This window comes from Camelimonas lactis, assembly GCF_004342915.1.
Taxonomy (GTDB): domain Bacteria; phylum Pseudomonadota; class Alphaproteobacteria; order Rhizobiales; family Beijerinckiaceae; genus Camelimonas; species Camelimonas lactis.
The window spans coordinates 61,694-72,660 of sequence record NZ_SLWL01000016.1 but is presented as its reverse complement, the minus strand read 5'-3'; the positions used below and the strand labels follow the sequence as shown (position 1 = coordinate 72,660).

The window sequence follows — 10,967 nt, the reverse complement described above, 5'->3', positions numbered from 1 at the left end:
TGCCCACGATGCCGTGGAAATGCTGCCCATGATCGCGTGGAACGCGCGCCCATCATCCGGTGGAATCAGTGCCCACCATCCCGTGGAACACGCAGACAAAGCGGGCAGGAAAAGCGTCTGGCAAACGGGTCCGTTGACCCAGGTGAGCTTAACTATAGGCCCGCGTGCAACTGGCGCTGGATTTCGCAACGGCAGCTGGTGGTGGATTCCAGGAAGTATCGGGTCCGCGGCAGGAGACGGCAGGCGCTGCGAGGTCTTTGTGACGTCAGGCGGGCAGGGTGGCTTGATTTGGGTCTTTTTGCGACCTCAGGACGTTATTTTGGCGATAGAAGATAACTATTGCAATTTCAGTTGCATAGGTTAGCTTTCAGTTAGATCAGGGGACCGATTCAATGGTTGATTCCACGCAAACACAAAATCTTATCGAGCTGACCGCGGACATCGTTGCAGCTTATGTCGCCAACAACCAGCTGGATGGCGTTCAGCTGGCGGAGCTGATTGGTTCCGTTCATGATTCGCTGGTGAAGCTGGCGACCGGCGTGACGGAAGTTGTCGCCGAGCCGCAGCAGCCGGCCGTTCCGGTCAAGCGTTCGGTCACGCCAGATTATATCGTGTGCCTCGAGGACGGTAAGAAGTTCAAGTCGCTGAAGCGGCATCTGCGCACGTCGTATGATCTGACGCCGGAACAGTATCGCGCCAAGTGGGGCCTGCCGTCTGACTATCCGATGGTTGCGCCGAACTATGCCGCGTCGCGTTCGGCCCTGGCCAAGTCCATGGGCCTTGGGCAGCAGCGCCGCCGCCGCGGCGCCGCGAATGACGCGCCGGCCGCGCGCACGGCGAACGCCGCCAAGAGCGCCGCGACTGGCGCCCGCAAGCGCGGTCCGGCGAAGAGCGCCGAGTAAGCGCGTCAGGTAAATACGTCGAATACCGCTGGACGCGCTGGGTCAGGCGCGTCCAGGGTGGTGTTGGCCAATCTGGCGTGAGTTGCGGCGCGTGGATGCCTGATCCGCCGCTGAACCAGGTTTGTCCGGCGCTGCCGGCAGGGAAGTTTGCAGGCGCGGCTGCTTTGGCCGCGCCTGTTTTTTTATGCGGACATGCGCGCTGGCGAGACGCGAATGTTTGACCGTGCGCGGATTTGACGGGTTCTCCGGCGTTGACGCCAGCTGCGCTGATGAAGGTGTCGCGGGAGTAATGGCCGCACCGCCCCATGCCGGTGAGTGGGCGAAAGGCGCCCGTCTGCTCAGGCCGCAGATGCGCCGGTCAGGAAGGCGATCGCGGGCGCCGCCGGTGGTCATTGGCGCGACCGTTGGCGAGATCAGGCGCGAGGTGCGCCAGTTTGCGAAAGGAGCCGCCGGTATCTGGCCTGACCAGCATGTCTTGCCGGCGTGGATGCGATGGGAGCCATCATTGGTCGCCAGTGTGATGGTCTGATCCGGCGGCTCCGGGCTGGCGTCACGGGCTGGCGCCTTGCTTCGGCTTTCCGGGCAGTCAGACGATTGACGCCGGTCTCCAACAGGAATAGCCCCGCCCCCCAGGAGCCTGCGCGTCCGGCGGATTGTTGTCGTGGTCTTCCTTGTCCGGCCAGTTGTCGCCCAGGTTGCGGAGGTAACGGCGGGCCCGATGGCGGGACGCCGTTTTCCATCTATTTTGCGATGCAAGTTTTTTCGGCCACAAGCTTTGCATGCGCCATCATCTGTGGGAAGGAGAGCTTGTGCGCCGGATGCTTCTGGATATGGCGGAAGTTCCCGCCGGTATTCGCGAAGGCGATGGCGCCCGGCGTTGCGATTTTAACCTGGAGCATGGTTGTTCCGTAATCCCCTATCGTTTATAGGGTGGCGGCGGCGCCAGGCGGCTGGATGAAGGTCAGGGCGGGGTCGTTTCCCGTGTTACCTTGATCTGGCGATGCCATTATTGTCACGTATAAGACGCGGCTGGCCGGAATATTTTCATAAAATTGCTTGAGTTTCAAACGAGGACGGATTTTTACGGACATTAATCCTGTTGTGGCATGAATATTCTGGGGGCGGATGGTGGTGTGCAGTGAATTTTCTTATCCCAAACGAGTCGACCCAGCGCCTGCCTGTGGGCGCGCGTCTGCAACTCTGCGCTGAGGTATTGACGAACCTGGCTGGTTGCCATTCGGGCGTGCTGGCGTTGATCGACGCTTGCGGTTCCGTGCAGGAATATGTGCGCATCGGCCCGGCGCCGGAGCGTGAGTCTGGCGCAACGGTCAATGAGGAGCTCAGGCTGCTGGTCCGCCAGATGCCGCAGGCCGCTGACCAGTTCATGGGGCTGGCCCCCTGTCATCCCCTGATCGCCCGCCTGTTCGGAGAGCCGCCGGTTGGCCGGGCGCACAGCGTCATCGGCCGTATCTCCTGGCAGCCTGACTGTGACCTTGTGCTGGTGGCGGGCTGGCGGCCAACATGTCTCGAGCCGCTTGAAGCGGCGCTGCTGGGGCGCGGCGTCAATGCCTGCCGCAACGCCATTCAGGCCGACAGCGGCAAGGAGGGTGGAGAAGGCGCCGGGCTTGATCTGATCAATTCGGTGGTTTCGCCGGTGATCCGCGTTGATGAGCGCCTTAACATCGTGAACCTCAATGAAGCCGCGCAACGGGAGCTCATGCAGGGCGGCGTCCTGCGCGAGCAGGGCGGCCGGCTGGCCAGCGCCGCCTGCCACGCCATGGAGGAATTGCGCGCCGCCGTGCGCCGGTCAGTGCGTGAGGCCGGGGGCGAAGGCCGCCGCTCCTCCATCATTCCGTTGACCGGGGATGCGGGGTTGCCGCGCTTTGCCATCGTGGCGCCGTCGCCGCTGCATGGCGAGGACCCCACCGCGGTGGTCGTGCTGCCAGAAATCGACGGTGAGGAAGGGGCCCGCAGGCTTTCGGCGCTCTATAGTCTCACCCGGGCGGAAGAAGGCGTCGTGAGGTTGATCCTTGTCGGCGCGGCGCCCGTGGGCATCGCGGCGGAGCTTGGGCTGACCGAAGCGACGGTGCGCACCTATATCAAGCGCATCATGGTCAAGCTTGGCATCAACCGCCGTTCAGAGTTCTTCCTGCTCTACATATTGACCATGTCGCCGTTCCGTTTTCCGACGGGCCCGCTTTCGTGCCGGAGCGCCTGAGGACGCGGTTCGGGCCGGCCAAACGGAGAAGCCGCGAGGCCCGTCGGGCGCGCGGCTTTTTCCGTTGGGCATGCCCGGGCGGCAGGGGAGATGATGGCAAAGAAAAAGGCCGCCAACGGCGGCCTGTCATCCGTATGCCGGATGAAAAATGGTACAGCTGCCCCGGCTCGAACGGGGGACCTCTAGATCCACAATCTAGCGCTCTAACCAACTGAGCTACAGCTGCATTGTGGGGCGGAACCTAGGGCGGTCAGGCCGGGAAGGCAAGACCCCGTCAACGCTCCAGCGCAATTATTCAACGACTTCTTTTGCGACATTCCGTCCCGCAGGCGGCAACCGGCGGCGACAGGCGGGGATGTGGGCGAAAGCCGGGGAAAAACAGCCCGGGCCAGGCGCTGGCGGCGGCCCTGTTGGCGCCCGTTAACCCTTCCCTGGACCGGACCGGGCCAATGGTTCTGTCGTTGCGGCATATTCTGTTAGTATATTGCTGAAATTGACCAAACCGCGCCAGCAGGAGCATTGACGGTATCCATGACGGACCCGGCCGGCCATATTGTCCTGACCGACCTGCTGGCCCGGCCGGCGGATGCGCCTGCGATCGCGGCGGGCGAGACCGTCTGCCTGTTCGCGGCGGACGGCGCGCTGTTGTGGGGGACGGCGCATGGCCGGGCGCTTGCCGCCAGGCTGGACCGGCCTTCACGGGCGCGCCTGGTCGCGCTCGCCGCCGATGCGTTGGGCTCCTGGCGCGAAGCCATGCCCCTGCGCGCTGGCGGCGTCGGTTTTTCGGCCGGATGCATCGTGTTGCAGGGCCGTGACGGCCGGCGCGTCGTGCTGGCCCGGATCGCCGGGCGTATTCCACGGACGTGGAGCGCCACCCCGGAACGCCTGACTGGTCGCGCCCCTGGCGACGGCGATGCGCCGGCGGACGCCTTGCGGACGATAGCCGGCGATCGGCCGACCCTGCGCTTTGTCTGGCATACGGACGCCGCCGGCGTCATCCGCTCCGTATCGGCGGCGCTGGCCCGGGCGCTGGGTGACGAGGCGCTCGTGGGAAAAACCTGGGCCGGGCTTGCCGGCCGGATTGACGCCGCGCTGGAGCTTGACGCCCAGGTCCGCTCCGGCCGGGCGTGGTCTGGTCTGGCCGCGCTCTGGCGTCTCGACGGACAGGGGGCTGAAATCCCGGTCGAGTTTGGCGGCGCGCCCATCCGCGACGCCGCTGGCGCGCCGGCCGGGCAGCGAGGTTACGGCCTGATGCGTCTGGATGCGGGCGTGACGCCGGCGCCAGAGCCCCAGCATCAGCCGGAGCCTGCCGGCCATCCTGTTCCCGCATCGCCGTTGCCGCCTCCGGCTGACATGTCGCCCGCTCCTGGCGGGGGCGCCGGCCGGACGGATGGCGACGGCCTTTCCAGCATCGTCGCCCGGGTGGCTTCGGGCGCCCGGCTGCCGGAACCGCCATTGCCCCTGTTCGCCTCTGGCGATGAGACGGTGGTTCCAACGCCGGTTCCGCCGCCGGCGCGGCATGCGGACATCAGGCGCAAGTCCGCTCCCGGCGGCCTCAGTCACGGCGAGCGCCAGACCCTGCGTGATATTGCCCAGGCGCTCGGCGCGCGGGTGGACGAAACGCGCGACCGTCGCGTGGCCGACATGGCGGGGGCAACCGACCCGCAGGATGAAAGCCAGAACCGGAATGCCGGAGGCTCTTCGGCGCCAGTTTCCGCGCCAGTCTCAGCGCCGGCCGCCGCGCCAGTCTCGCCCTCAGGGCAGGAAACGCACGACGCGGGTCCGGGCGGTCAGGCGGTTGCGGATCCCCATCCTCCGCCGCCCACGGCGAAGCAGGCCGCCGGCGCCGGCGACCGGCAGGCGGGGCTGGCCACGGCGCGCCCGGAAAGCGCGTCCGCGCCCGTGGCGGCGGAACCACGGCGGGCGGGCGCGGCTGACGCCGGCCTGTCGCGCCAGCCGATGCCGCCTGAAGCGGGGGCGAACATTGCTTCTGGGCAAAACGTTGCTCAAGACCTCATCCAGGACCCCATCCAGGCCCCCCTCCACGACCCCCTCCAGGACCTCACGCAAGACCTTGCCCACGAGCTTGAGAGGACGCTGGAGCGGGAGCGCGCGGCGATCGCGGCGGAGGCGCGGGTGGAGACATTGCGCGCCCTGGTCCAGGCGACGCCGGTCGCCGCCCTGGTCAGTCAGGAAGGCGTGGCGGTGCACGCCAACAACGCCTTCCTCGCCCTGTCCCGGCATGCCGGCTTTGGCGACGTGGCTGGCCAGCGGCTTGGTCTGCTGTTTCCGGAAACCGCCCTGGACGCCGGCTTCAGCGGCAAGGGGGTACTCGCCGGAGCCCGGGGCGTGCGAATGCCCGTGGAGCTCGTTTGCGCGCCAGCGCCGTGGACGGGCGGAGAGGCGCTGCTCATCCTGGCGATGCGCGACGCAACGGCCGAGGTCACGGCCCGCGTCGCCCATCTGGAAGACGAACTGGCGGCCTCGGCGGCGCGCGAGGCCGAGCTGCGCGGCGTGCTCGACACCGCGACAGACGGCGTTGTGCTGCTCGACGCCCAGGGGCGGATCCTGTCCATCAACCGCTCGGGAGAGGCGCTGTTCGGGTATGAGCAGAACCAGCTTGTTGGCGAGCCGCTGACGCGCCTGCTGGCGCCGGAAAGCCATGCCGCCGCCCGCGACTATCTGGAGAGCCTGCGCGCCGGCGGCGTCGCCAGCCTGCTCAATGATGGGCGCGAGGTGACGGGGCGGGTGCGCCAGGGCGGCGACTGCCGGCTGTTCATGACCCTGGGCAAGGTCGGCGCTGGGGCCGGCCAGCGTTATTGCGCCGTGCTGCGCGACGTGACGGCCTGGAAGAAGACCGAAAGTGAACTGATCGAATCCAGGCGCAAGGCTGAATCCGCCAACGCCCAGAAATCGGACTTCCTGGCGCGCATGAGCCACGAGGTGCGCACGCCCCTTGGCGCCATGATCGGCTTCGCCGAGCTGATGCTGGAGGAGCGTTTCGGCCCGATCCAGAATCCGCGCTACCGCGAGTATGTGCGCGATATCCACGAGTCCGGCCAGTATGTCATCAGCCTCGTCAACGACCTGCTCGATCTGGCGCGGATCGAGGCTGGAAAGATGGAGCTGTCGTTCGCCAGCGTCGACCTCAACGCCGTGCTGAATTCCTGTGTGACGTTGATGCAGCCCCAGGCCAGCAAGGCGCACATCGTGTTGCGCGGTTCGCTGGAGGAGAAGCTGCCGCCGGTGGTGGCGGATGAGCGCTCCATGCGTCAGATCATTCTGAATGTGCTCGGCAACGCGCTCAAGTTCACCGACGCCGGGGGGCAGGTGATCCTGTCCTCGGCGCGCACGCCGTCCGGCGAGGTCGTCATCCGTGTCCGCGACACCGGCATCGGCATGAGCGAGCAGGAAGTGGTGGAGGCGCTGAAGCCATTCCGCCGTCTGGCGCACGGGCGCAAGACGCCCGGCACCGGCCTTGGCCTGCCGCTGACCGTCGCGCTGGTCGAGGCGAACCGGGGCGCGCTGCGCATTTCCAGTACGCCGGGCGAGGGGACGCTGGTGGAGGTGGTGCTGCCCGCGTCCCGGGTACTCGCCGGCTAGGGCGCCGCGCCGGAGCAAAGAAAAAAGGCCGGATTGCTCCGGCCTTTTTGTTGACTACGCCCAGCCATGGAAACAGGGCGGCCCCGCGCGGGGTGGCCCGCGCCCGTGTGCTCCGGCGTCAGTCGGCCGAACCGCTCTCGTCCAGCCCGCCCATGTGGTGCTGGCAATACAGGGCCTCGCCCATGCGATTGACCAGGTCGAGCTGGGTTTCGAGGAAGTCGATATGGCCTTCCTCGTCCTTCATCAGGTCGACGAACAGGTCGCGCGACGGGTAGTCCTTCACCTCCAGGCAGTAGGACGCGGCTTCCTGGTAGAGCGCGCGGGCGTCCAGCTCGGCGGCGAGGTCCGCCTGCAGGATTTCGGTGACGGTCTGGCCAATGCGCAGCGGGTCGAGGACCTGCATGTTGGGGAACCCTTCCAGGAACAGGATGCGGTCGGTGAACCGGTCCGCATGCTGCATTTCCTCGATCGATTCCTTGCGCCATTGCTGGGCGAGCTTCTTGAGGCCCCAGTTGTCGAGGATGCGGAAATGCAGCCAGTACTGGTTGATCGCGGTCAGTTCGCTGCGCAGGCCACGGTTGAGATACTCGATGACCTTCTGGTCGCCTTTCATCGGGGGCTCCTTGTTTAGGATCGTTCTAATCTAGACGCGATGGCCTCCCGAAGCAAGGGGGCGGCGGGCCGGCGCGGACGTTTCGCTGATGGAGCTTCCAACGACGCGGGGATAACGGGATCGCAAACCGCAGGTTGCACCGGGAAACCAGGCGCAGAAAGCTCCACGCAGACGGGAAGCGTGGCGCCGCGATGCCCTTGCGTGGCCTTGCCTGGTGAATGTCGGGAAGATTCGGGTGACGATCGCTGAGGGGAATAGCAAGAGGGAATAGCGAAGGGGATGCCGGACGCACCCGGGCGCTTCCGCACCGCTCCTTAAGTCACGCCCATGCCTGTCGCGAACACCCGCGCCGTTCCGCCATCGGCGTCAACACAGCGGACGAAGCTGGCCAGGCAATCGCGGGAACCGGGAGGCGGCTGCGCGCGGGCAGGGGCGCGGCGGGTTATTCCGCCGCCATCAGGGTCCGGGCGTCGTCATCATTCGCCGGGCGTTGCGTCGCGCCATGGTCGTGGTCGCCGCAGGCGCCGCCACAGGCGCGGGGCGCGCAAAACCTCTGCTCATTCGGGACAACCAGCTGGCGGCGCGGCGCTGCGCTTCCCTGGCGCCAGTCGGCCGCCGGAGCGGGCGCCATCGCGGCCTCAGCGCGCGCCGGCGTGGCTGCGACGTGCGCGGCCTCGGCCGGGCACACGGCGCAGCCGATCTGGCAGGCGCCGGCGCCGCTGGTGATGTCGGAAAACATCTGCCGGATCTGCTGGACGCAACGGCCACAATTCGGCTTGCAGCCGAGGCACAGATAGACCTGCCCTGGCGAACGCGGACGCGTCGCCACGTCGCCCGTCAGCGAATCCAGCACCTGGCGGTCGGTCAACTGATTACATGAACAGACGATCATCGCGTTCTTTAGAATGATTAAAAAGTGAAGTGGTTTCAATTACTTATTGTATAATACGCCCGTGCGGTCAAGCTGCCCGCGCGCCAATGCCGCAGGCGTGCGACGCCATCTTTCCCGCCGGCTTTTCCGGCCTGTTCCGCCGTTCGCGCGGCTGGCTCCAACCCGGCTGCAAAGCACAAAAGCCAAAGCCCCCGGCGGCGTCCAGCCGGGCAATCTCTGGCTTCAGCTTCGTCCAGCGCCAATACCCCAGGAGCCCCCACGCCGCCGCCCGTCAACTTCAGGCGGCTCGGGCTTCATGCTGGCGGTTCAGGCCTCGGGACCTGGATGCGCTGGCGTTTTCCGGTCCGCGCCCTCTTTTGGCGGCTTGACGGCGTAGCGCTGGTCGCGCGGCGCCCGGGTCACCGAGGAGGGATCGCTGGCGGGGAAGCTCTCGTCGATGGATTCATCAAGCGCGGCTTCCTCATGCGCCCGTTCTTTTGACCGCTCCAGCTTGGGTTTGGGGCCCGCGCCTGGTTTGTTGTCGTTCATGGCAGCCTCCTCTCACTTAATCATAACGTGAGCAGCGCCAGCCGGTTCCGCCAGATGCGATCAGGCGGTCGCGTGTCGGTCGATGACGATGACATGCAGGGCGCGCGGCCCGTGCGCGCCAAGAAAGATGGTGCGGTCGATGTCGCCGGAGCGCGACGGCCCGGTCACCATATTCACTGTGCGCGGCAACGGGTCGTCCCCCGCTTCGGCGCGCAGGCGCGTCCACACGTCCTCCAGCGCCGGGACCAGGTCTAAGCTGTCCAGCACGACGATATGGTTGTCCGGCAGGAAATTGATGGTGGTGGGGTTGTCCGGCCCCGACAGCAGGACCAGCGACCCGGTTTCGGTGACGCCGGCGAAGGCGTGACTGACGCCGTTCAGGTCGGCTCCGGCGCTGGGGCCGTGGCTGACGTCGAGCGTCGTGGCGCCCCACGGCATGGCGGCCAGGCGCGCATCGGCGCCCATGCGCAGCCGGGCCGGCAGATTGTTCGCGCTCAGCCAGCGCGCCGCTTCGGCCGGAACCTGCGCCGGCCCGCTGACGACGGCGACGGTGGTTTGCACCGCCTCCGCGTATGTGCGGAATGTGGCGATGGCCTCCGCGCCGTTTTTCTGGCCGCGCGCCGGCACAATGCCCCGCTCTGGCCGGGACAGCCGGTCGGCCACAGCCTGGCGGCGCGGCTCCTCCTGGCCGGTGACGCCCAGCGACCGGCGGATGTTGGCCAAAATCTCGTCGCGCGCCGTCATTGCGCTTGCCCCTTTACGTCAGGTTGGGCGCCTGCAAGCCGGCGTTTACCGGCTTGCGCCGCCCACATCGCCTGAAACGTCCTGCCTTCCGGCGCCGGGAAATCCCGCCCTTGGGTCCAGCCGGAGGCGAAGGGCAGGGATGCGAATTTACCCTTGCCGCGCGCCGCCAGCGCCAGCGCCGCCGCGCCAAGGCGCGTCGCCTGACGATACAGCCACGGCCGGCGGGCGAAGAAGCCCCACAGGGCAAGGCCAGAGCGGCTGGTCGCCGGCGTCAGATGCCGTTCGAACTCCTTCTCGCGCCAGTGGCGCATCAGCTTTGGCAGCGGAATGCGCACCGGGCAGACCGATTCACACCGGCCGCAGAAGGTGGAGGCGTTGGGCAGGTGGCCGCCCTTGTCCACGCCGATCAGCGCTGGCGTCAGCACCGAGCCCATCGGGCCGGGATAGGTCCAGCCATAGGCATGGCCGCCGACCGCCTGGTACACCGGGCAATGGTTCATGCAGGCGCCGCAGCGGATGCAGCGCAGCATCTCCTGGAACGAGGTGCCCAGCATGCCGGTGCGGCCGTTGTCGAGCAGCACGACATGATACGCCCCGGGCCCGTCCGGGTCGCTGGCGCGGCGCGCCCCGGTGGAAAAGGTGGTGTAGACCGAGCTGTCCTGCCCGGTGGCCGAGCGCGCCAGCACCCGCAGCATCTGGGCGCAGTCATCCAGGGTCGGAACCAGCTTTTCCAGCGAGGCCAGCACGATGTGCGCCTTCGGCAGCGTCTGGGTCAGGTCGCCATTGCCCTCATTGGTGACGATGACCGAGGTCCCGGTTTCGGCGATGAGGAAATTGGCGCCGGTAATGCCCACGTCGGCGGCGAGGAAATGCTGGCGCAGGGCCTGCCGCGCCTCGTTGAGCAGGCTCACGGGCTCGGAAAGATCGCGCTCCGGCGGCAGCTGCGTGTGGACGCGGCGGAAATCCTGCTCCACCTGGGCGGCGCTCAGGTGAAACGCCGGGGCGATGATGTGCGACGGCGTCTCGTGGCGCAGCTGGATGATGTATTCGCCAAGGTCCGTCTCAATGGGCGTGAAGCCCTCGCGCTCCAGATGATCGTTGAGGCCGATCTCCTCGGAGATCATCGATTTGCCCTTGGTCACCGTTTTCGCGCCAAGCGCGCGGCAGATATCGGCGACGATGCGGCGCGCCTCGGCGGCGTCGCGGGCGAAATGCACATGGCCGCCGCTTGCGGTCACCTTCGCCTCATACTGCTCCAGATAGAGGTCGAGATGGGCGAGGGTGTGGTTCTTGATGTCGCGGGCGCTGTCGCGCAGCGCCTCGAACTCGGGCAGGGCGGCGGCGGCTTCGGCCCGTTTGACCGAGAAGCCGGTGCGCATGGTGCCGAGCACCGCCTGCAACTGTTTATCCTGCAACGCCTGGTGGGCGTTTTCGCGGAAAGCGGGGGATGTGATGGTCGCCGTCACC

The 10,967-nt window shown here is 67.0% G+C and carries 9 protein-coding genes and 1 tRNA gene; 3 read left to right on the top strand and 7 right to left on the bottom strand.

All coding sequences use genetic code 11. From position 1 onward, the window contains the following. Window positions 1–392: 392 nt before the first annotated feature. Window positions 393–902 (top strand): Ros/MucR family transcriptional regulator, encoded by a 510-nt coding sequence (locus EV666_RS15410; RefSeq protein ID WP_132010127.1) that lies wholly within the window; start codon window positions 393–395, stop codon window positions 900–902. Window positions 903–1,642: 740 nt separating this feature from the next. Here the strand turns inward: EV666_RS15410 and EV666_RS18305 are convergent. Beyond that, window positions 1,643–1,801 (bottom strand): hypothetical protein, encoded by a 159-nt coding sequence (locus EV666_RS18305; RefSeq protein WP_165910041.1) that lies wholly within the window; start codon window positions 1,799–1,801, stop codon window positions 1,643–1,645. Between the two features lie 314 nt (window positions 1,802–2,115). Here EV666_RS18305 and EV666_RS15405 point away from each other — a divergent pair, with 314 nt between their 5' ends. Then, window positions 2,116–3,120: a helix-turn-helix transcriptional regulator gene (locus tag EV666_RS15405; RefSeq protein WP_132010124.1), complete on the top strand. Its 1,005-nt coding sequence runs from the start codon at window positions 2,116–2,118 to the stop codon at window positions 3,118–3,120. A gap of 149 nt (window positions 3,121–3,269) precedes the next feature. On the opposite strand, the gene EV666_RS15400 is transcribed toward EV666_RS15405, so the two are convergent. Then, window positions 3,270–3,346: transfer RNA gene (locus EV666_RS15400), tRNA-His, on the bottom strand. A 305-nt stretch (window positions 3,347–3,651) separates the two neighbouring features. Here EV666_RS15400 and EV666_RS15395 point away from each other — a divergent pair. Next, window positions 3,652–6,723 (top strand): PAS domain-containing sensor histidine kinase, encoded by a 3,072-nt coding sequence (locus tag EV666_RS15395; protein WP_132010121.1) that lies wholly within the window; start codon window positions 3,652–3,654, stop codon window positions 6,721–6,723. Between the two features lie 118 nt (window positions 6,724–6,841). On the opposite strand, the gene bfr is transcribed toward EV666_RS15395, so the two are convergent. The 5 genes from bfr to EV666_RS15370 all read right to left on the bottom strand — a co-directional run bounded on the left by bfr (window position 6,842) and on the right by EV666_RS15370 (window position 10,966). Next, entirely contained in the window at window positions 6,842–7,336 is a 495-nt protein-coding gene (gene bfr, locus EV666_RS15390) for a bacterioferritin (RefSeq protein ID WP_132010117.1), read from the bottom strand. Window positions 7,337–7,778: 442 nt separating this feature from the next. After that, window positions 7,779–8,228, bottom strand: a complete 450-nt coding sequence (locus EV666_RS15385; protein ID WP_132010114.1) for a (2Fe-2S)-binding protein — start codon at window positions 8,226–8,228, stop codon at window positions 7,779–7,781. A 306-nt stretch (window positions 8,229–8,534) separates the two neighbouring features. Then, on the bottom strand, window positions 8,535–8,756 hold the full coding sequence (locus EV666_RS15380; protein ID WP_132010111.1) for a hypothetical protein: 222 nt from the start codon (window positions 8,754–8,756) through the stop codon (window positions 8,535–8,537). Between the two features lie 60 nt (window positions 8,757–8,816). Then, window positions 8,817–9,500, bottom strand: a complete 684-nt coding sequence (locus EV666_RS15375; RefSeq protein ID WP_132010108.1) for a LutC/YkgG family protein — start codon at window positions 9,498–9,500, stop codon at window positions 8,817–8,819. Further along, entirely contained in the window at window positions 9,497–10,966 is a 1,470-nt protein-coding gene (locus EV666_RS15370) for a lactate utilization protein B (protein ID WP_132010105.1), read from the bottom strand. Before EV666_RS15370 ends, EV666_RS15375 begins: the two co-directional genes overlap by 4 nt. Window position 10,967: the final 1 nt, after the last annotated feature.

Excerpts from the sequence above, each read along its gene's own strand:
- EV666_RS15410 (WP_132010127.1), top strand. The coding sequence starts at position 393 with ATGGTTGATTCCACGCAAACACAAAATCTTATCGAGCTGACCGCGGAC.
- EV666_RS18305 (WP_165910041.1), bottom strand. The coding sequence starts at position 1,801 with ATGCTCCAGGTTAAAATCGCAACGCCGGGCGCCATCGCCTTCGCGAAT.
- EV666_RS15395 (WP_132010121.1), top strand. The coding sequence starts at position 3,652 with ATGACGGACCCGGCCGGCCATATTGTCCTGACCGACCTGCTGGCCCGG.
- bfr (WP_132010117.1), bottom strand. The coding sequence starts at position 7,336 with ATGAAAGGCGACCAGAAGGTCATCGAGTATCTCAACCGTGGCCTGCGC.
- EV666_RS15385 (WP_132010114.1), bottom strand. The coding sequence starts at position 8,228 with ATGATCGTCTGTTCATGTAATCAGTTGACCGACCGCCAGGTGCTGGAT.
- EV666_RS15380 (WP_132010111.1), bottom strand. The coding sequence starts at position 8,756 with ATGAACGACAACAAACCAGGCGCGGGCCCCAAACCCAAGCTGGAGCGG.
- EV666_RS15375 (WP_132010108.1), bottom strand. The coding sequence starts at position 9,500 with ATGACGGCGCGCGACGAGATTTTGGCCAACATCCGCCGGTCGCTGGGC.